Genomic DNA, 19,284 nt, shown 5'->3' with positions numbered 1-19,284 from the left:
CCGCCGCCGGCATGGTGATGAACCAGCCCAGGATGATGTTCTTGGCGACACCCCACCGCACCGCGTTGACGCGCTTCGTCGCGCCGACGCCCATGATCGCGGAGGTGATGACGTGCGTCGTCGAGATCGGCGCGTGGAACAGGAACGCCGAGCCGAACATGATCGACGCACCCGTCGTCTCCGCCGCGAACCCCTGCGGCGGGTCCAGCTCGATGATCTTGCGGCCGAGCGTCCGCATGATGCGCCAGCCACCCGCGTACGTACCGAGCGAGAGCATCACGGCACAGGCGATCTTCACCCAGACCGGGATGTCGTCGCCCGCCTGCTGCACATCGGCGATGACCAGGGCCATCACCACGATGCCCATCGTCTTCTGCGCGTCCTGCAGACCGTGACCGAGCGCCATACCGGCCGCCGACACCGTCTGCGCGATACGGAAGCCGCGCTTGGCCTTGTGCGGGTTGGCCTTGCGGAACATCCACATGATCGCGCACATGACCAGGTAACCGGCGACGAGACCGACGACCGGCGAGATGAACATCGGGATGACGACCTTGTCGAGGACGCCACCCCAGAGCACCTCGGTGCCACCGGCCAGCGCCGCGCCCACCATGCCGCCGAACAGCGCGTGCGAGGAGGAGGACGGCAGACCGAAGTACCAGGTGACGAGGTTCCAGATGATCGCGCCCACCAGCGCGGCGAAGAGGATGCCCATCCCCTTGTCGCCGGTCGGGGTCTCGATGAGCCCCTCACTGACGGTCTTGGCGACCCCGCTGCCCATGAAGGCACCCGCGAGGTTCATGACCGCCGCCATCGCCAGCGCCGCCCGGGGGGTCAGCGCCCGGGTCGACACCGAGGTGGCGATGGCGTTGGCGGAGTCGTGGAAGCCGTTCGTATACGTGAAGCCGAGCGCGACACCGATGGTCACGATCAGAGCGAAGGTGTCCACGAAGCTCAGGACTCCTTGACCGCGATGGTCTCCACCGTGTTGGCCACGTGCTCGAAGGCGTCGGCCGCCTCTTCCAGCACGTCGACGATCTGCTTGAGCTTGAGCACCTCGATGGCGTCGTACTTGCCGTTGAAGAGCTGCGCGAGCAGCTTGCGATGGATCTGGTCGGCCTGGTTCTCCAGCCGGTTGACCTCGATCCAGTACTCGGTGAGGTCCTTCATCGTCCGCAGGTTCGGCATGGCCTCGGCGGTCAGCTCCGCCGCCCGGGCCAGGACCTCGATCTGCTGCTCGACGCCCTTGGGGAGTTCCTCGACGTTGTAGAGGACGACCAGGTCGACGGCCTCCTCCATGAAGTCCATGATGTCGTCGAGGGACGACGCGAGGTTGTAGATGTCCTCACGGTCGAAGGGCGTGATGAAGGAGGAGTTCAGCTGGTGGAAGATCGCGTGGGTAGCGTCGTCGCCGGCGTGCTCCGCTGCCCGCATCCGCTCCGCGATCTCGGCCCGGGCGGAAGGCTCCGCTCCGAGCAGTTCCATCAGGAGCTTCGAGCCCGTGACGATGTTGTCCGCGGACGCGGCGAACATGTCGTAGAAGCTCGTCTCCCTGGGGGTCAGACGAAATCGCACGTGAGGTCCTCGGGGTGCTGGGTTTCGGTCAGGCTGATGCTAGGCGCATCATCCGGCCACGGCTAACCGGCGTCCTCTCAGTGTCGCCCATCAGGCACAGTGAACTGCACGGGCCCCCGCCCGGACAGGCGGGGATCGGTACCATATACCCACGAGGGGTATACACCCCCTTATCTGGACAACGGGAGGACGCGATGACGACCACCGAGGCGGACCAGGTCACCCCCGAGACCGTCGAGGCTGTCGGGGCCGTCGAGCCTGCCGACCACGACCACGGCGTGCACGGCTACCACAAGCAGAAGGACGAGCACCTCAAGCGGCTCCGCCGCATCGAGGGCCAGATCCGCGGCCTCCAGCGGATGGTCGACGAGGACGTCTACTGCATCGACATACTGACCCAGGTCTCGGCGTCGACGAAGGCGCTCCAGTCCTTCGCGCTCCAGCTCCTGGAGGAGCACCTGCGGCACTGCGTCGCGGACGCGGCCGCCAAGGGCGGCGAGGGCATCGACGCCAAGGTCGAGGAGGCCACCAAGGCCATCGCCCGCATGATGCGCACCTGAGCGGGATCCCTTCCGCTCGACGGGGGGCCGTACGGTCAGCGTTCCCGTACGGCCCGCTCGGCGGCGACCCGCAGGATCTCGTCGATCCGGTCGGAGCTGAGGCGCTCCCCGTCCGCGGCGGAGGCGGCGATGATCAGTTCGCCGCACAGTTCGATCTCGGCGAGGGCGACGCAGTCCGGGTCTGCGGGCACGGTCGCGGTACCGGGCGGGGCCACGTGCGGTCACCTCTTCCTGCCGGCTTCTGTCTCCCAGGGCTCCCGGCGGTCTCCCAGCGTAGGGAGAGGGCCACGCAGGGCGCATGACACGTCCGGACCATTTGGCGATGGTCCGAACCACCCGGCCCTGCCGCGGCTCCGCTCAGGCCTTGATCTTCCCGGCGTAGATGTCCCCCCGGTCCGGCAGCGTCACCTGGACACGGACCCCGAAGCCGTACAGCAGGGTGGTCGAGGCGACCGCGACCGTGCGGCCCTGGTTGCTGAAGCTGAACTGGTGGCGGACCTTCCGCAGCCGCCCCTCCGCGTCCAGATACGCGTCGAAGGGCACCGTGTCCTTGGCGAACCCTTTCGCCGCCGCGGCGAGCGCCCCGCGCAGCTGCGGTGAGGCGGCGCGCGCCGCGTGCGCGATGTCGGCGACGCCGCGGTAGTGGCGGACCTTCACCCCTGCCAGGTCGACCTCTCCGACGTACGTGACCTCCCGGGCGCCCCGCAGCAGCTCCGCCGCGGCCGCCGGGTCGGTGGCCCCGCCCGTGACGAGGTTGCCGTCGTCGAGGGTCGTGGTGTCGACGCGGACCCACTTGTCGGCGGGCACACCCGCGCCCCGGTTCTTCATGTAGAGGGCGCCGGGGGTGAGGAGCTCGGTGATCGGCCGGTGCTCGTCGGTCCCGGCCGCGTCCTTGGGCAGCACCACCTGGAGCCGGCCGGTGCAGCGACGGAAGTCGTAGCCGCCCTCGCCGCGGATGGTGACCCGGGTCCCGCCGGCGGCCATCTCCATGGAGGTGCTCGTCTTGGCGGTGCCGGCCCTGGTCAGCGCGTCGGCCGCGTTCCGTACGGCGAGGAGCGGGTCCACCGCGGGCTTCGGGTCCTCGGGTGCGGCGCAGCCCGCGACCGCCGAACCTCCGACGAGTGAGCCGACCAGGGCGGCGGTGAGGGCGAGCGCCCCGCTCCCGCGACCGTGCGGACGCCCGTACCGCTGCACCACCATCGCCTGCCAACCCCCAACGCCTCACCGCTGTTTGCCCGGGACCCGCACGTCCCCCGGTCCCGCGGGCCTGGGAACGCCCGATCCGGATAACGACGGCACGGGCGAGCCGTCACGCGCAGTACCGTGGTGGGGTGCACGCGCAGTCCTTCCCTCACACGACCACGACGACGGAACGCGGCTCGTTCGCGCTGGCCAGGTGCAGCTGCGGCTGGTCGGGGCCGGCCCGCAGATCGCGGGAGAGAGCCCGTACGGATGCCTCGGAACACCTCCGTATGTCGGCGTCCGGCGACGCCCCCTAGGGGGCGTCCCGTCGGTCAGGCCGCGAGGTCGTTCTGGGTCGTCCCGTTGGCCGGGCCGCCGAGCCGGGGCTCGGGGATGCCGACGGCCTCGGGCCGGAGCGGTTCCGCGGCCCGCCGGGAGCGGACGAGGCGGGCGCCGCGGCCGGAGCGGGCGACGGCGGAGACGACGGGGGTCAGCAGGGCGAGCGCGACGGGCGCGAGGAGCAGCGCCACCGCCGTACCGAGGGCGAAGCCGCCGATCACGTCGGTCGGGTAGTGCACGCCCATGTAGACCCGCGCGAAGCCCTCGGCGAGGGCGAGGCCGATGGCGGCGAGGCCGAACTTCCGGTGGGCGACGAAGAGGCCGACGCCGAGCGCCATCGCCATGGTGGCGTGGTCGCTGACGAACGAGAAGTCGGTCTTGCCCTCGACGAGGACGTCGAGGCCCTCGTGGTCGTTGAACGGCCTGGGGCGCTCGACGAAGCCCCGGATGGGGATGTTGACGAGGAGGGCGACACCGGCGGCCAGCGGGGCCCAGACGAGCCCGGCGACGGCCGAGACGGAGTCCGCGAGGGCGCCGCCGCGGCGGACGCTCCACCAGCACCAGAGCACGACGAGGACCATCCCGAGCATGATCCCGTACTCGCCGACGAACTCCATGACGCGGTCGAACCACGGCGGAGCGGCCTTCGCCAGCCCGTTGATGTCGTAGAGCAGGCTGACATCGGGGTTGGAACCGTCCGATGCGAGTCCAGCCATCTGCTGTGGCCCCTTGCTTCTCGTGTCTGTCTTCCCACCCCCGTGGTCAGAGCGTTCGGATCAGGGAACGAACTGTCTGAGGCGTACGTTCCGCTCTCTCCGGTGGATCATGCCGACGTTATCGAAGAGTGACGGTTCACCGCAGCTCAGGGCCACCGCATGACGGAGAGTTCCGGCCATGTCCCTTACGACCCGACGGTCCGTCTCCTGCCCCTACGTCTGCGGAAGATGGGTGGGCAGAGCGGCGGCGCCTTCCTTGGTGACCCTGGTCGCGCCGAAGTAGTCGGGGGTGTCGATCCGGTCGAAGCGGATCACCGCGCCCGTGCGCGGAGCGTCGATCATGTACCCGCCGCCCACGTAGATGCCGACGTGCCGGATGGCACGCGAGTTCGTCAGATCGTCGGAGAAGAACACGAGGTCGCCGGGGAGGAGCTCGTCCCTGCTCGGGTGCGGACCGGCGTTGTACTGGTCGTTGGCGACGCGCGGCAGCTCGATGCCGACGCTCAGGTACGCGGCCTGGGTCAGCCCGGAGCAGTCGAACCGGCCATTTTGCGCCGCCGTGCCCGTACCGCCCCACAGGTACAGGGTGCCGAGCTTCTGCTGGGCGTAGTGGATGGCCCCCGCGGCCTGCCGGGAGGGCTCGACCCGGCCCACCGGCCGGGCGAAGCTCTTCTCCAGGGAGCGGATGATCCGCACGTAGTTGCGGGTCTCGCTGATCGGCGGCACCCCGCGGTGCTTGATGACCCGGTACGCGCCCGCGTTGTACGCGGCCAGCATGTTGTTCGCGGGGTCGCCGGGCACGTTCTTCACGTACCCGGCGAGCTCGCAGTCGTACGAGGCGGCCGAGGGGATCGCGTCCTGGGGGTCCCAGATGTCCCGGTCGCCGTCCCCGTCGCCGTCGATGCCGTGTCCGGCCCAGGTGCCGGGGATGAACTGGGCGATGCCCCGGGCGTCGGCCGAGGAGACGGCCCGCGGGTTCCAGCCGCTCTCCTGGTAGAGCTGCGCGGCGAGCAGGGCGGGGTTGATCGCGGGGCAGAGGTTGCCCCACTTCTGCACGAGCCCCTGGTAGAGGGCGGGGACGGAGCCCTTGGCCAGCCCCACGGTGCCGTTCTTGCCGCTGCCCGCGCCGCCGAGGAGACCCGACGCCGCGGAGTACGTCCCGACGACGAGCAGTGCGACGAAGCTGAGGCAGACCCCGAAGGCCCCGCCGGCCACCAGCCACGCCTTGCCAGCCCTACGCACCGTCAACCACCCCTCGGTTCATGGCAGTACGCCCCGGGATCAGTCTAGGCGGCGGGGAGTCCGGAGGGGTGGTTGCGCGACGTGCCGTCAGTTCTTCTTGGGCGTCAGCTCTTCCTGAGCGTCAGCGCTTCTTGAGCAACTCCACGAGACTGGAGGAGCTGTCGTCCCCGTACCCGGCTTCCACGCCACGCCGGAACAGGTCGGCGACCGCGGCCGGCAGGGCACCGTCCACGCCCGCGTCGGTGACGGTGTGCAGGACGTGTTCGGCGCTGGCGAGACCCATGGCGAGGCGGTCGACGTCACCGCCGTGGTGGCCGGCGTCGACGCGGGGCGCGTAGAAGTCGAGGAACTGGGAGAGGTCGAGCGCGTTCCGGGCGTACGGCAGGAGCTCGGCGGCCGTGATGCCGTTCGCGTCGGCGAGGGCGAGGGCCTGCCAGTAACTGGAGAGCGCCGTCCAGAACATGACCATGTTGAGCTGGTAGAAGAGCGCGGCGAGCCCGGGGTCCTCACCGCGGTAGTCGGTGCCGGTGAGCACGGAGAGCGTGGCCCGGTGGGTCTCGAAGACTTCCCTGGGGCCGCTGTAGAAGGCGGAGGACGCCGGGTCGCCGACGCCGGACGGCGGTACGAGGATGCCGCCGGTGAGCTGGACGGCGCCGCGCTCCGCCGCCCAGGCGGCGGCCTCCCGGGCCCGCAGCGGGGTGTCGGAGCTGAGGTTGACGAGGACCCTGCCCGCGAGGACGGCGGGGTCGATCTCGCCGAGGACGGCGTAGAAGGCGTCGTAGTCGGTGAGGCTGAGGACGACGAGCTCGTTCGCGGCGACGGCCTCGGCGGGACCGGCTGCGAGCACCGCTCCCCGCCGGACGAGCTCGGCGGCGCGGCTCGGCGTCCGGTTCCAGAGGGTGACCTCGTACCCCTGGTCGAGATAGGCGCCGGCCATGGCGCGCCCCATGGGACCGAGCCCGATGACGGTGACGGACAGTTCGTTCTGCACAGCAACCCCCTGCGATACATGCGACATGCACTCTAAAACGAACGCTCTAATTAGCGACGTGGCAAGACCGTAGCACGCTCTAAAACGAACGCTCTACTCATTACGCCGACTAGACTTGCCCCATGCAGACCAGCAGCACCCATGACCGGATCGTCGTCGCCGCCGCACGCCTCATCCAGCGCCAGGGCTACGTCGGAACGGGCATCAAGCAGATCGCGAAGGAGGCGGACGCCACCCTCGGCTCCGTCTACCACTTCTTCCCGGGCGGGAAGGAAGCCGTCGCGGTCGCGGCGATCGCGCACGGCCGCGAGGAGTTCGCCGACCTCCTGCGCACCGCCCTGGACGGCGAGGACGACCCCGCCAAGGCCGTCGACGCCTGCGCGCGCCTCCTGGCCCGCGAACTCCGCGCCTCAGGCTGGACCGACGGCTGCCCGGTCACCGCCGCCGCCCTGGAGACCCTCGGCTCCGACAACCCCATCCAGCAGGCCTGCGCCGACGCCCTGCGCGCCTGGCAGAACCTGGTCGCCGACAAGCTCCTCGGCTGCGGACTCCCCTCCCCCGAGGCCCGCGACCTGGCCGCCACCGTCATCAACACGCTCGAAGGCGCGGAAGTGACCGCCCAGGTCACCCGAAGCGAGGACCCCCTCCTCCTGGCGGGCCGTCACTTGTCGTGCCTGGTCGCCTCGTACGCCTGACGACCCCACGGCGGCGCGACGGCGCCCCAAGAGTGCAACAACGACAATCATTGCCCGGAGTCACCCTCCGTGATACACAGAGTGACCATACGCTTCTTCGCATGGAAACCGGCCACACCCTCGCAGGTCAAGACGGTCAGACCGGTCAAGTGTGCGGGGATCGGGTAAAGAGACCCGTCAAGGCGTCACACGCGAGCGGTTTCATCAGCGAAGATAGGGCGATGACCCATGCCGTCCGGCAGGGGCACTTAACTACCCAACAGGGGCGGTGAGTTACATGTACCTGGCGGCAGAAAAGGGCGACATCACCACCATCATCGGTGGAATCGCCCCGAACTGGGGGCCTTTCGGAAGCCTGGGCGCCGAGGCCAAGATCATGATCGAGGTCGTGATGGCCGTGGCCATCCTGCTCTGCCTCGGCATCGCCATCTGGGGAGCGGCCAAGCAGCGCATCGGCGCGACCGCGCTCCGCGACACGTTCAGCGCGGAACAGGGCAAGGGCCTGATCGTGGCCGGCCTCACCGGCGTCTTCATCATCGGATCGCTGGGAACGCTGTTCACCATCGTGTACGGGATGGCCGTCTGATCCCCCGTCGGACTCCATCCTCCTGAGGCCTGCTGATGTCGTGTTTGCGTTCCCTGATGCCCAGCCATGTTGCAGCACTGTCGTACCCGCGAACGAGTGAGGGGGCGTACCCGGCATGAGCCTCGGCGACGAGCACGACGGCTTCGGCGGCGTGGGCGGCTCGGGCCAGACCCGGACCCGCCTGCCCGAGGGCAACAGCGGCGACATCTACGGCGGCGCCCGCCGCCCCGTGCGCAGCTCCCGCTCCCTGATCACGGTCGTGGGCGTGGTGGTCCTCCTCATCGCGGCGATCGCCTTCGCCAACCGCGACGGCGGAGACCCGGCGGACGCGGCCCCCACGACAGGCACCCCGGGCAAACCGGCCCCGACGGCAGCAACGGGCGTCCGCCCGGTGACAGCCAAGAACGGCCAGATCCCCACGGGCTTCGCACGCGACGAACAGGGAGCACAGAGCGCCGCGTCGAACTACGCGGTGGTGCTCGGCTCGGCCGAGATGTTCCAGGACGGTCCCCGCGCGGAGATCGTGCGCGCCATCCACGACCCCGCGGTCGTGGAGGACCTCCTCAAGAAGCTCGACGCCTCCTACTCCGCGGGCCTCATGGCCGGCATGGGATTCGACGAGAACGGCGCGGCCCCCTCCGGTACGACCTTCGTCTCCCGCACCGTCCCGGTCGGCACCAAGGTCCGGAGCCACACGGAGAACTCCGCGACGGTCGAGGTCTGGTGCACCGGCCTGGGCGGCCTCGCCGGAGCGGGCTCGACCAAGCCCGTCACCTCCACCTGGTTCACCATCACCCTGAAGCTCACGTGGGTCGGGGGCGACTGGCGCGTGGAGTCCTTCAGCCAAAGCGAGGGCCCCACCCCGGTCAACGGCGACAACCGCGCCTCCACGGCCGACGAGATCGCCGAGGCCGTCGAGGGATACGGAGGGTTCACCTATGCCCGCTAGCCGAAGCCTGGCGGGGCGCGCGTCGACCGCGGCCCTCGCCGCCTTCCTCGCCGTACCCCTCCTGCTCGCCCCGGCCGCCCACGCGGCTCCCACCCCGACTCCGTCGGCCCCCACGCCGTCCCCGACCGCGGGCAACAAAGAGTGCGACCTCCTCACGGGCACGGCCAGGCAGCTCTGCGAGAGGAGCGAGTCCGGCGGCGGGGACGGCCAAGCGCCCCTCCCCAATCCGTCGACCGCCCTCGACCCCCTCTCCTCCCTCGCCCGCGGCTGCGCCGACGCCGCCATCGCCACCATCGACTACCTCTCCAAGGCCGTCAAAGAAACCGCCGACGTCGACTTCACCAACGTGGAGTTCCTCGGCCGGTACGCGATCGTCTTCGCCGCCGCCACCGTCCTCACCCTCCTCCTCTGGCTCCTCGCCGTCGCCAAGCGGGCCATCCGGGGCGTCCCCCTCACCACCGCCCTCTCCGAAGCCATCGGCTTCCTCTGGCTGACGGTCCTCGCCTCCGCCTTCACCCCGCTCATCCTCTACACCGTCGTCAACGCCACCGACGCCGTCACCGAGGTCATCGCCTCCGGCACCGGCCAGCAGACCGACGTCTTCTTCGGCAGCTTCAAACAAGCCCTCCAGAAGGGCGACAGCATCGGTGGCGGCCCCATCATGCTGATCATCGTGTCGCTGGTGACCGTCCTCGCCGCCGGCGTCCTCTACCTGGAGCTGTTCCTCCGCGCCGTGATGCTCTACGTCGGCGCCCTCCTCGGCGTCGTCGTCTACTCCGGCCTCGTCGACAAGAACATGTGGGGCCACGTCCGCCGCTGGGCCGGAATCATGATCGCCGTGATCCTCGTCAAGCCGGTCATCGTGATCGTCCTCGGCCTGGCCGGGGCGCTCTCCTCCGGCACCGGCCCCGACTCGTTCTCCGCCGTCGTGTCCGGACTCGCGATCATCCTGCTCGCCATCTTCGCCTCCGCGGTCATCTACCGCTTCGTCCCCGGCTTCGGCGACGAGATCGCCGCCTCCCGCAACAACCGGCTCCACCGCGCCGGCGAGAACACGGCCGCCGCCGTCATCTCCTCCCCCGCCTCCCTCGTCTCCCAGGGCATCAAGACCCACAGCACCCGCGACAGCGGAGGCGGCGGCGGCCAGGGCTCCCAGGCCGCCCGCCCCGCCAACCCCCTCGCCGGCGGCGTCGCCGCCCACAGCAGCCGCGGCGGCGACAACCGCGGCGGCGGGGCCACGCCCCCGCCCGCACCCCGTAGCAGCAGTCCCACCACGGGTACCCCGCACAGCAACCGCAACTCTGGAGGTGGAGGGCGTTGACGACCCAGTCCCAGCCGGTCGCGCCCCGCCGCACGTATCTCGTCGGCCGAGCCCGGCCGAACGCGATCGTCGGCAAGAACCGTGAGACGGGCGAGATCGCCCTCATCATCGTCGGCGCGTTCCTCGGCATGATGAGCGGACTCCTCGTCCCCGTCCTCCCCCTCCGGATCGCGCTCCTCGCCGGCCTCCCCATGGTCGCGATCGCCGCCGTGTACCTCCCGTACAAGGGCCGCACGTTCTACAAGTGGTACGAGATCAACCGCAGCTACAAGCGCATGCTCAAGCGCGGTACCGCCTACCGCTCCGTCGCCGCCGAGTCCGGCACCCGCCTCGACGGCCGCGAGGTCGAGATCGGCCCGCCCCCCGGCATCGGCCGCGTCGGCTGGCTCGCCGCCCCCTTCGGCCCCGACGAGATCGCCGTCCTCCTCCACGCCGACCGCCGCACCGTCACCGCCGCCATCGAGATCGAGGGCCCCGGCGTCGGCCTGCGCGACAGCGAGGACCAGGAGGCCCTCGTCGACCGGTTCGGCACCCTCCTCAAGCACGTCGCCAACGGCGACGGCTTCGTGACCCGCCTCCAGATGCTGGCCCGCACCCTCCCCGCCGACCCCGACGCCCACGCCAAGGACGTCAGCCAGCGCGGCGACACGGCCGCCCCCGCCTGGCTCAAGGAGTCGTACGAGCAGCTCCAGTCGATGGTCTCCACCTCCAGCGAGCAGCACCGCGCCTACCTCGTCGCCTGCATGCACTACACGCGCGAACTCGCCGCCGAGGCCAACGTCATGGCCCGCGCCGCCCGCCACGCCTCCGGCGCCCGCAAACTCGACCGCGACGCCGGCCTCGCCGTCGTCATGGCCCGCGAGCTCACCGACATCTGCGCCCGCCTCGCCGAGGCCGACATCCGCGTACGCCAGCCCCTCGGCCAGTCCCGGCTCGCCTCCCTCGTGCACTCCATGTACGACCCGGACCACCCCATCGACCACATCCAGGCCATGACGAAACGAAACGCTTGGCCCGCCGAACTCGACGCGATGGAACCGACGTACCTCCAGGCCAAGACCCGCGAGTCCTCCACCCGCGCCCCCTGGTGCCACGCCACGGCCTGGGTGAAGGAGTGGCCCATGACCCCGGTCGGCGTCAACTTCCTCGCCCCGCTCCTCGTCCACACCCCGGACGTCATCCGCACGGTCGCCGTCACCATGGACCTGGAGCCCACCGAGGTCGCCATCGAGCGCATGCTCACCGAGAAGACCAACGACGAGGCCGACGCCAGTCGCGCCGCCAAGATGAACCGCACCATCGACCCCCGTGACATCGCCGCCCACGGCCGCCTCGACCAACGGGGTGAAGATCTCGCCAGCGGCGCGGCCGGAGTGAACCTCGTCGGGTACATCACGGTGTCGTCGCGTTCGCCCGAGGCCCTCGCCCGGGACAAGCGCACGATCAGGGCCTCCGCCGGCAAGTCGTACCTGAAACTGGAGTGGTGCGACCGCGAGCACCACCGGGCCTTTGTGAACACCCTGCCGTTCGCGACCGGCATCCGCCGCTAAGGCCGAAGGGGCACAGACCCATGCGAGATCCGCTGTCCGTCCTCACCGACGCCTTCACCTCCTTCGTCTTCGGCAAGGTGGAGACGACCCGCCTGCCCGTCCGCACCTCCACCGGACAGGCCCAGGCCGTCTACCTGCCGACCGCCGCCCCCGGCCTCGGCGACTCCGGCGTGATCATCGGCCGCGAGGTCTACAGCGGCAAGGGGTACATCTACGACCCCTTCCAGCTGTACGGGCAGCAGCTCCCCGCCCCGCACTGGCTGGTCCTCGGCGAGTCGGGCAACGGCAAGTCGGCGCTGGAGAAGACGTACGTGCTCCGCCAGCTCCGCTTCCGCGACCGGCAGGTCGTCGTCCTCGACGCCCAGGGCGAGGACGGCGTCGGCGAATGGAACCTCATCGCGCAGGAGCTGGGAATAACTCCCATCCGGCTCGACCCGATGGTCGCCAACGACTCCGGCATCCGCCTCAACCCCCTCGACCCCTCGATCACCACCACGGGCCAGCTCGCGCTGCTCCGCACGATCATCGAGGTGGCGATGGGCCACGGCCTCGACGAGCGCTCCGGCTTCGCGCTCAAGGTCGCGCACGCCTTCGTCACCGAGCACACCACCGACCGCCAGCCGATCCTCACCGACATCGTCGAGCAGCTCCGCCACCCCAAGGCCGAATCGGCGGAGGCGATGAACGTCGACATAGACGACGTACGGGCCTGGGGCCTGGACGTCGCCCTCGTCCTGGACCGGCTCGTCGACGGTGACCTCCGGGGCATGTTCGACGGCCCGACGACCGTCGGCATCGACCTCGACGCGCCCCTCATCGTCTTCGACCTCTCCCACATCGACCGCAACTCCATCGCCATGCCGATCCTCATGGCGATCGTCGGCGTCTGGCTGGAGCACACCTGGATCCGCCCCGACCGGAAGAAGCGCATCTTCCTCGTCGAGGAGGCCTGGCACATCATCAACAGCCCCTTCGTGGCACAGCTGTTCCAGCGGCTGCTCAAGTTCGGCCGCCGCCTCGGCCTGTCCTTCGTCGCCGTCGTCCACCACCTCTCCGACGTCGTCGACGGAGCGGCGGCCAAGGAAGCCGCGGCGATCCTCAAGATGGCCTCCACCCGGACCATCTACGCCCAGAAAGCCGACGAGGCACGCAACACCGGCCGCGTCCTCGGCCTGCCACGCTGGGCGGTCGAGATCATCCCGACCCTCACCCCCGGCATCGCGGTCTGGGACGTCAACGGCAACGTGCAGGTGGTCAAACACCTCATCACCGAACGCGAACGCCCCCTCGTCTACACCGACCGCGCGATGACCGAGTCCTCGGTCGCCGACCCGGAACTCGAGTGGGAGACGGAGCAGCGCGCGATCCTCGTCGAACAGCAGATGAACGGCACGTCGCAGTCGACGGTGGCGTAGCCGCATGGACACGACGCGAAAGGGAGGAGGAGGCATCTCCGACGGGCTGCTGCTCAGCCTGTTCGGCCTCCTCCTCTGCCTCACGGTCCTGGTGTGGACGGCGACCGGCCTGTCCGGCCTCTTCTCCCACGGCGCCTGGCCGCAGGGCGTCGCCTTCACGGGCACCCCCTCGGCCCTGCGCTCCCTGGCGACGGCCCCGACAGACCTCCCGGCGGCCTGGCCGACCACCCCGCCGGGCCAGTTGTCGGGCTACGGCCTGTTCTGGGGCCTGCTGATCGGCGAGGCGATGATCCTGTTCGTCCTCGCGGTCTTCGCCCTCGGCACGATCACCCGCTGGCGCGCGGTCCGCGCGAACCGCAAGTCCGGCGCGTACACCCCGCCACCGGCACGGAACGGCAAGGCCACCCACGTACGGGACACCCGCGAGCCCGTACTGGACCACCGCGAGCCCGTACGGGACCACCGCGAGCCCGTACGGGACCACCGCGAGCCTCTACGGGACGAAGACGAGCCCGTACGCGAGCGGCCCGCGCCCGTACGCACGGCTCCCACCCCCATACGGGACGAACCCTCGCCCCTCCCGGAAGCCACCCTGCCCGCCCAGCCCACCCAGGAACACCCACCGGAGCCACTCCGGGCCACCCTCCCGAGCATCCTCCCGGCCACCCCCGCCGCCACCCCCGCGGGCACCGCCACCCCCCGCCTCGTCTACGGCCCCCCGGAGGCCCGCCACCCCGTCGCCGTCCAGGCCATCAGGGACGCCGAGGGACCCGTCCTGGTCGTCACCTCCGACCCCACCGTCTGGTCGTCGACGAAGGACGCGCGCGGCAAACTCGGCCCGGTCCTCGTCCACGACCCCGGCCACCTCTGCGACACCCCCGCCCGGCTCCACTGGTCCCCGTCCGAGCACTGCGAGGACCCGGCCGTCGCCCAGCAGCGGGCTGCCGCCCTGCTCGCCCCCGTACGCCCGCACTCCCGCCTCGACGCGGCCACCGCCGACACCGCGGAAACGCTCCTGCGCTGCTGGCTGCACGCCGCCGCCGTCGACGGCCGCCCCTTCCGCCAGGTCCACCGCTGGGCCCAGGGCGCCGGCGCCCACGAACCCGTACGCATCCTCCGCAGCCACCCCAAGGCCGCCTCCGGCCACGCAGGACTCCTCGAATCGGCGCTCACCGCCCACCCCGAAAGCCGCCGCCTCGCCCAGGCACTGACGGCCCGTGCGCTCGCCGCCCTCTCCTCGATCCACATCAGGGAGGCCTGCGTCCCGAATCGAACGGATTCACTGACGCTCGCATCATTCGTCGCCGAAGGGGGCACCCTCTACGTGGTGGGCGAACCGATCGAGGACCCGCGGACCCACCCCGGCGCGATGCCGCTCCTCACGGCACTCGCCGCAAGCGTGGTCGAGCACGGCCGCCGCATGGCCGCACGGTCATCCGACGGTCGGCTCGACCCACCACTGACCCTCGTCCTCGACGACGTCGCCGCCGTGGCCCCGCTCCCCCACCTCCCGGAGCTCCTCGCCACCGGCCACGACCAGGGCCTCCCGACCCTGGCCCTCCTCCGCTCCCGCGAACAGGCCCGCAGCCGCTGGCCGGAGGCCGCGCTCACCCCGTGACCACGCGCTACGCGACCGGGCGCGGCAGCTCGTACTCGACTTCCTCCGCGCCCGCGCTCACGCCGCTCTCCAGCGTGACGCGCGCCCCCGACGCCACGAACCCGAAGCGCCGGTAGAAGGCCGCGGCACGCGCGTTGTCCTCGTGGACGTACAGCCGCACCCGCTCCACCACCGGCTCCGACAGCGTCCAGGACCATTCCACGCCCGCCCGGAACAGCGCGTCGATCACACCGGCCCCCCGCGCCTCGGGGCGCACGTACACGCCGACGATGTGCGTCTGCTCGACCTTCGCCGGCTCCCCGAAGCGCGCCTCCTCCGAGGGCCGCTCCACGAGCAGCGTGATCGTGCCCGCCCAGCTCCCGTCCGAGCGCTCGGCCACGAACTGCCGCACGCTCCCGTCGCCGCTCACGGACGCCCGCTCGGACCACTCCCGCCAGAGGTCGTCCGGGCGCTCCACGGCCGCCTCGTACGTGTCGAGGAACGCGAGGTGCGCGACCGGATCCTGAAGGGCGGCCAGCCGGATCTCTCGGGCCTGCTCCCACTCGTCGGCGCGGGGGGTACGTATCGAATAGTCCATGGCGACGATCCTCGCCACGACAGGGCGCCCCTGACAAGGCCATTTTCCCCGCCCCGACCTCCGCCGGGCGTCGTACCCCGGTACTACGCCCGCGCCCCGGTCCACTGCCACGGTCCGACGTCCGGCCGCCGCCCGCTCCGTAGCGTCGACGACATGATCCGAGCAGAGAACCTCACCAAGCGGTACGGGGACACCACCGTCGTCCAGGACCTCAGCTTCACCGTCCACCCCGGCGCCGTCACCGGCTTCCTCGGCCCCAACGGCGCCGGGAAGTCCACCACGCTCCGCATGATCCTCGGCCTCGACGCCCCGACCCGCGGCCACGCCACCGTCGACGGCCGCCCCTACGCCGACCACCGCGCCCCGCTCACCCGGGTCGGCGCCCTCCTCGAAGCCCGCTCACTCCACCCGGGCCGCTCCGCGTACCACCACCTCATGGCCCTCGCCCACACCCACGGCATCCCCCACACGCGGGTGGACCGGGTCCTCGCCCTCACCGGCCTCACCCACGTCGCCCGCAAGCGCGTCAAAGGCTTCTCCCTCGGCATGGGCCAGCGCCTCGGCATCGCCGCCGCGCTCCTCGGCGACCCGGCCACCGTCGTCCTCGACGAACCCGTCAACGGCCTCGACCCCGAAGGCGTGCTCTGGATCCGCACCCTCCTCAAGTCCCTGGCCGCCGAAGGCCGTACCGTCCTCGTCTCCTCCCACCTCATGAGCGAGATGGCCCTCACCGCCGACCATCTGATCGTCATCGGCAAGGGCCGACTCCTCGCCGACACCACGGTCGACGAGCTCGTACGGACCTCCGGCGGCGCCTCGGTCAAGGTCGTCACCCCGGAAGCGGACCGGCTCCGCGAGCTCCTCCCCGGCGCACACTGCACCGCAGAGGCCCCCGACACCCTCCTCGTCACCGGCCTGGAGGCCCCGGAGATCGGCCGCGCGGCCGCCGCCCACGGCCTCCCCCTCCACGAACTCACCCCGCAGGCCGCCTCGCTGGAGCAGGCGTTCATGGCCCTCACCCACGACTCCGTCGAATACCAGGGAGCCCCCGCATGACGACCACCGCCACCACTCCTTCCCCGGCCTACGGCCTCACCCCCACCCGAGTCCTCCGCTCCGAATGGCACAAGCTCCGGACCGTCCGCTCCACCTGGATCACCGCCCTCACGGCCGTCGCGTTCGTCCTCGGCGTCGGCATCCTCATGGGCGCCACCTACACCTCCGACGGCGGCGACTCCGACGTCGACACCGTCGTCCTCACCCTCTACGGCTCGCAGCTCGGCGGCATCGCCCTCGCCGTCCTCGGCATCCTCGTCACCGCCGGCGAGTACGCGACGGGCATGGCCCGCGCCTCCTTCACCGCCGTCCCGCGCCGCCTCCCCGTCCTGTGGGCGAAGGCCGCCGTCTACACCGTCACCGTCTACGCGCTCACCCTCACCACCGCACTCCTGACCTTCCTCACCGCCCAGTTGTTCCTCTCCGGAACCGACCAGGCCGCCTCCCTCACCGACAACGGCGTCCTCGGCGCGATCGCGGGCAACGCCGCGGGCGTCACGCTCCTCGGCCTCATCGCCCTCGGTCTCGGCGCCGCCCTGCGCTCCGTGCCGGGCGCGATCGGCGCGTTCGTCGGAGGGGTCCTGATCGTGCCCGAGATCCTCGGGATGCTCCCGTACGAGGCCATGGACACGGCCATCCGGTACTTCCCCACCCAGGCGGCCGGAGCCCTCGGCTCCGCGACCCCGATGCCCGGCGCGGCCTCGCCCGGCGCCGCGCTCCTCGCCCTGCTCCTGTGGGCGGCCGCGACGCTCGCCGTCCCCGCCCTGTTGCTCAAGTCCCGCGACGTATGAGGATGATGACCGGGTGACCACACAGGAGACGACAGCCGAGGCGACGGGCCTGAGCAGGTACATCCAGCGCCTGCTGGCCCGTGCGCGCGCCTTCGACGCCCGGCGCCCCGCGGTGTGGGACGCCACCCTGACGCTCTTCTGGACGGGCGCGGCGCTCGTGGACGCGGCCGGCGGCTGGCGGAACACCGCCCGCGACGCGTCCGTACCGGTCTGGCTCGTGGTCACCCTCAGTCTGGCCCTCGCCGTGCCGCTCTACTGGCGCCGCCGGCGGCCCATGGCCGTCCTCGCCGTGATGGCCTGCGCGGCGCTCGTCAGCGACGGCACGGGGGCCTTCCTCCAGGCCGGGTACCTCCAGATGATCCCGGTCTTCCACCTCGCGCTCACCCGCCCGCCGCGCGCGCTCCTGTGGGCCTTCGCCCTCGTCCTGCCGCCGCTCGTGACGGGCGCGGTCCGCTTCCCCCACGAGACGTGGGACCAGCGCGTCGTCCCCACCCTGTGGGCGTACGCGCTCGTCGCCCTCCTCGGCATCGTGGTCCGCTCCCGCCGGGACCACACGGCGGGCCTCGTCGACCGGGCCCGCCGCCTGGAGATCGAACGCGACCAGGAGGTCAGGCTCGCCGCCGCCGCCGAACGCACCAGGATCGCGCGCGAGATGCACGACATCATCGGCCACAACCTCTCGGTCATCACCGGTCTCGCGGACGGCGGTCGCTACGCGGCGGCCAAGAGCCCCGAGCGCGCCGCCCAGGCCCTCGACGCCATCGGTACGACGAGCCGTCAGGCCCTCGACGACCTCCGCCGCCTCCTCGGCGTCCTGCGCGACGACGAACAGGAGGCGGTCCGCGACCCCCAGCCCACCCTGGCCGACCTGGACGCCCTCCTCACCGGCGTACGGAAGGCGGGCCTGTCGGTCCAGCTCGACACCCGTGACGAGCCGACCGTCCAACCCCTCGCGCCGGGAGCCCAGCTGACGGTGTACCGGGTGGTCCAGGAAGCCCTGACGAACACCCTCAAGCACGCGGGCCCTTCGGCGCGGGCGACCGTGCTCCTGGCCTGGTCCCCGAAGGAACTCCTGGTGGAGGTGGCCGACACGGGCACGACCAAGGCCACCGCGACCACCGCCCCACCTCCCGGCCAGAGCCAGGGAGGCGCTCGCCGCCGCGGCCAGGGCCTCACGGGCATGCGCGAACGCGCGGCCCTCTACGATGGCCGACTCGACTGCGGCCCCCTGCCGGCCGGCGGTTGGCAGGTCCGGCTCCGACTCCCCCTGGAGGGCTCCCTCTCGTGACGACCGTACTCATCGCGGACGACCAGCCGATGCAGCGCTTCGGCTTCCGGATGCTCCTGGAGAGCCAGGACGACATGACGGTCGTCGGCGAGGCCTCGAACGGCACCGAGGCGATCCGCCTGGTCGACCGCCACCACCCCGACGTCGTCCTGATGGACATCCGGATGCCCGGCCTCGACGGCATCGAGGCGACCCGCCGCATCGTCACGACGGGCGCCCGCACCCGGATCCTGATCGTCACCACGTTCGACCTCGACGAGTACGCGTACGAGGGCCTGCGCGCCGGCGCGAGCGGCTTCCTGGTGAAGGACGCCCAGCCGGAGGAGCTCCTCGCGGGCATCCGCGCGGTCGCGAGCGGCGACGCGGTCGTGGCCCCGAGCCTGACGCGCCGTCTCCTGGACGCCTACATCCACCACTTGCCGCAATCCGCCGGGGAGGCGGCCCCGCCCCTGGAGGACCCGCGCCTCTCCTCCCTCACGGAACGGGAACGCGAGATCCTCACGGTCGTCGGCCAGGGCTGGACGAACACGGAGATCGCCGAGCGTCTCCACCTCGCGGAGTCCACGGTGAAGACCCACATCGGCCGCATCCTCGCGAAGACGGGCGCCCGCGACCGCGTCCAGGCGGTCATCCTGGCCTACGACACCCAACTGGTCACGCCGGCCTGACCGGCCCGCGCATTCGGCCCCAGAACGCAGAAAAGCCCCGCACCATAAGGTGCGGGGCTTTCCCACAATGATTGTTCGGCGGCGTCCTACTCTCCCACAGGGTCCCCCCTGCAGTACCATCGGCGCTGAAAGGCTTAGCTTCCGGGTTCGGAATGTAACCGGGCG

The 19,284-nt window shown here is 71.1% G+C and carries 20 protein-coding genes and 1 rRNA gene; 12 read left to right on the top strand and 9 right to left on the bottom strand.

Translation table 11 applies throughout. The features are described from left to right. Both ACFWWU_RS08225 and ACFWWU_RS08220 read right to left on the bottom strand, forming a co-directional pair. On the bottom strand, positions 1-949 hold a 949-nt coding region (locus ACFWWU_RS08225), incomplete at its 3' end, for an anion permease (RefSeq protein ID WP_384140751.1). Between the two features lie 5 nt (positions 950-954). Further along, complete coding sequence (locus tag ACFWWU_RS08220; RefSeq protein WP_229315230.1) at positions 955-1,575, bottom strand: DUF47 domain-containing protein; 621 nt, start codon at positions 1,573-1,575, stop codon at positions 955-957. A gap of 194 nt (positions 1,576-1,769) precedes the next feature. Between ACFWWU_RS08220 and ACFWWU_RS08215 the strand changes: the two genes are divergently transcribed. Next, positions 1,770-2,135, top strand: coding sequence for a metal-sensitive transcriptional regulator (locus tag ACFWWU_RS08215; protein WP_317597654.1), 366 nt, complete (start codon positions 1,770-1,772; stop codon positions 2,133-2,135). Positions 2,136-2,170: 35 nt separating this feature from the next. Here ACFWWU_RS08215 and ACFWWU_RS08210 read toward each other — a convergent pair whose 3' ends face one another. From ACFWWU_RS08210 to ACFWWU_RS08190, 5 genes are all read right to left on the bottom strand, one after another. Beyond that, positions 2,171-2,350, bottom strand: a complete 180-nt coding sequence (locus tag ACFWWU_RS08210; RefSeq protein WP_384140746.1) for a hypothetical protein — start codon at positions 2,348-2,350, stop codon at positions 2,171-2,173. A 142-nt stretch (positions 2,351-2,492) separates the two neighbouring features. Beyond that, positions 2,493-3,335 (bottom strand): hypothetical protein, encoded by an 843-nt coding sequence (locus tag ACFWWU_RS08205; protein ID WP_384140743.1) that lies wholly within the window; start codon positions 3,333-3,335, stop codon positions 2,493-2,495. Between the two features lie 314 nt (positions 3,336-3,649). After that, positions 3,650-4,372, bottom strand: a complete 723-nt coding sequence (locus ACFWWU_RS08200; RefSeq protein ID WP_384140741.1) for a phosphatase PAP2 family protein — start codon at positions 4,370-4,372, stop codon at positions 3,650-3,652. Between the two features lie 213 nt (positions 4,373-4,585). Then, complete coding sequence (locus tag ACFWWU_RS08195) at positions 4,586-5,614, bottom strand: NlpC/P60 family protein (RefSeq protein WP_384140738.1); 1,029 nt, start codon at positions 5,612-5,614, stop codon at positions 4,586-4,588. A gap of 121 nt (positions 5,615-5,735) precedes the next feature. Then, positions 5,736-6,632: an NAD(P)-dependent oxidoreductase gene (locus tag ACFWWU_RS08190; RefSeq protein ID WP_384140735.1), complete on the bottom strand. Its 897-nt coding sequence runs from the start codon at positions 6,630-6,632 to the stop codon at positions 5,736-5,738. 95 nt (positions 6,633-6,727) lie between these two features. Here ACFWWU_RS08190 and ACFWWU_RS08185 point away from each other — a divergent pair, with 95 nt between their 5' ends. From ACFWWU_RS08185 to ACFWWU_RS08155, 7 genes are all read left to right on the top strand, one after another. Then, entirely contained in the window at positions 6,728-7,300 is a 573-nt protein-coding gene (locus ACFWWU_RS08185; protein WP_384140732.1) for a TetR/AcrR family transcriptional regulator, read from the top strand. A gap of 277 nt (positions 7,301-7,577) precedes the next feature. Beyond that, complete coding sequence (locus ACFWWU_RS08180; RefSeq protein ID WP_017242359.1) at positions 7,578-7,886, top strand: hypothetical protein; 309 nt, start codon at positions 7,578-7,580, stop codon at positions 7,884-7,886. A 115-nt stretch (positions 7,887-8,001) separates the two neighbouring features. After that, positions 8,002-8,835, top strand: coding sequence for a hypothetical protein (locus ACFWWU_RS08175; protein WP_384140729.1), 834 nt, complete (start codon positions 8,002-8,004; stop codon positions 8,833-8,835). Then, positions 8,825-10,156 (top strand): hypothetical protein, encoded by a 1,332-nt coding sequence (locus tag ACFWWU_RS08170; protein WP_384140726.1) that lies wholly within the window; start codon positions 8,825-8,827, stop codon positions 10,154-10,156. The genes ACFWWU_RS08175 and ACFWWU_RS08170 overlap by 11 nt, the downstream gene beginning before the upstream one ends. Beyond that, positions 10,153-11,706 carry an SCO6880 family protein gene (locus ACFWWU_RS08165; protein ID WP_384140723.1) on the top strand — a complete coding sequence of 518 codons (1,554 nt, stop codon included), beginning with the start codon at positions 10,153-10,155 and terminating at the stop codon, positions 11,704-11,706. Before ACFWWU_RS08170 ends, ACFWWU_RS08165 begins: the two co-directional genes overlap by 4 nt. A 20-nt stretch (positions 11,707-11,726) precedes the next feature. Beyond that, on the top strand, positions 11,727-13,121 hold the full coding sequence (locus ACFWWU_RS08160) for an ATP-binding protein (RefSeq protein ID WP_384140720.1): 1,395 nt from the start codon (positions 11,727-11,729) through the stop codon (positions 13,119-13,121). 4 nt (positions 13,122-13,125) lie between these two features. Further along, positions 13,126-14,739: a type VI secretion protein gene (locus ACFWWU_RS08155; RefSeq protein WP_384140717.1), complete on the top strand. Its 1,614-nt coding sequence runs from the start codon at positions 13,126-13,128 to the stop codon at positions 14,737-14,739. A gap of 7 nt (positions 14,740-14,746) precedes the next feature. On the opposite strand, the gene ACFWWU_RS08150 is transcribed toward ACFWWU_RS08155, so the two are convergent. Beyond that, positions 14,747-15,316, bottom strand: coding sequence for a GNAT family N-acetyltransferase (locus tag ACFWWU_RS08150; protein ID WP_384140714.1), 570 nt, complete (start codon positions 15,314-15,316; stop codon positions 14,747-14,749). 153 nt (positions 15,317-15,469) lie between these two features. On the opposite strand from ACFWWU_RS08150, the gene ACFWWU_RS08145 reads away from it, so the two are divergent. The 4 genes from ACFWWU_RS08145 to ACFWWU_RS08130 are packed head-to-tail and all read left to right on the top strand — an operon-like array spanning position 15,470 to position 19,119. Then, positions 15,470-16,372 (top strand): ABC transporter ATP-binding protein, encoded by a 903-nt coding sequence (locus ACFWWU_RS08145; RefSeq protein WP_384140711.1) that lies wholly within the window; start codon positions 15,470-15,472, stop codon positions 16,370-16,372. Then, a complete protein-coding gene (locus ACFWWU_RS08140) occupies positions 16,369-17,163 on the top strand; it encodes an ABC transporter permease (RefSeq protein ID WP_384140708.1) in 795 nt (264 codons plus the stop codon). Before ACFWWU_RS08145 ends, ACFWWU_RS08140 begins: the two co-directional genes overlap by 4 nt. Positions 17,164-17,176: 13 nt before the next feature. Next, entirely contained in the window at positions 17,177-18,451 is a 1,275-nt protein-coding gene (locus tag ACFWWU_RS08135) for a sensor histidine kinase (protein WP_384140705.1), read from the top strand. Then, the gene (locus tag ACFWWU_RS08130) at positions 18,448-19,119 is read left to right on the top strand and encodes a response regulator (RefSeq protein ID WP_384140702.1); all 672 of its coding nucleotides are present in this window, start codon (positions 18,448-18,450) and stop codon (positions 19,117-19,119) included. The genes ACFWWU_RS08135 and ACFWWU_RS08130 overlap by 4 nt, the downstream gene beginning before the upstream one ends. A gap of 73 nt (positions 19,120-19,192) precedes the next feature. Here ACFWWU_RS08130 and rrf read toward each other — a convergent pair. Further along, positions 19,193-19,284, bottom strand: a 5S ribosomal RNA gene (gene rrf / locus ACFWWU_RS08125); the annotation flags it as partial.

Origin of the sequence: Streptomyces sp. NPDC058650, from assembly GCF_042717315.1 — a bacterium.
Taxonomy (GTDB): domain Bacteria; phylum Actinomycetota; class Actinomycetes; order Streptomycetales; family Streptomycetaceae; genus Streptomyces.
This window is presented reverse-complemented; position numbering and strand designations above follow the sequence as displayed.

Coding starts and splice junctions, on each gene's coding strand:
- ACFWWU_RS08215 (WP_317597654.1), top strand. CDS start 1,770: ATGACGACCACCGAGGCGGACCAGGTCACCCCCGAGACCGTCGAGGCT.
- ACFWWU_RS08205 (WP_384140743.1), bottom strand. CDS start 3,335: ATGGTGGTGCAGCGGTACGGGCGTCCGCACGGTCGCGGGAGCGGGGCG.
- ACFWWU_RS08200 (WP_384140741.1), bottom strand. CDS start 4,372: ATGGCTGGACTCGCATCGGACGGTTCCAACCCCGATGTCAGCCTGCTC.
- ACFWWU_RS08190 (WP_384140735.1), bottom strand. CDS start 6,632: ATGTCGCATGTATCGCAGGGGGTTGCTGTGCAGAACGAACTGTCCGTC.
- ACFWWU_RS08185 (WP_384140732.1), top strand. CDS start 6,728: ATGCAGACCAGCAGCACCCATGACCGGATCGTCGTCGCCGCCGCACGC.
- ACFWWU_RS08180 (WP_017242359.1), top strand. CDS start 7,578: ATGTACCTGGCGGCAGAAAAGGGCGACATCACCACCATCATCGGTGGA.
- ACFWWU_RS08175 (WP_384140729.1), top strand. CDS start 8,002: ATGAGCCTCGGCGACGAGCACGACGGCTTCGGCGGCGTGGGCGGCTCG.
- ACFWWU_RS08170 (WP_384140726.1), top strand. CDS start 8,825: ATGCCCGCTAGCCGAAGCCTGGCGGGGCGCGCGTCGACCGCGGCCCTC.
- ACFWWU_RS08160 (WP_384140720.1), top strand. CDS start 11,727: ATGCGAGATCCGCTGTCCGTCCTCACCGACGCCTTCACCTCCTTCGTC.
- ACFWWU_RS08155 (WP_384140717.1), top strand. CDS start 13,126: ATGGACACGACGCGAAAGGGAGGAGGAGGCATCTCCGACGGGCTGCTG.
- ACFWWU_RS08150 (WP_384140714.1), bottom strand. CDS start 15,316: ATGGACTATTCGATACGTACCCCCCGCGCCGACGAGTGGGAGCAGGCC.
- ACFWWU_RS08145 (WP_384140711.1), top strand. CDS start 15,470: ATGATCCGAGCAGAGAACCTCACCAAGCGGTACGGGGACACCACCGTC.
- ACFWWU_RS08140 (WP_384140708.1), top strand. CDS start 16,369: ATGACGACCACCGCCACCACTCCTTCCCCGGCCTACGGCCTCACCCCC.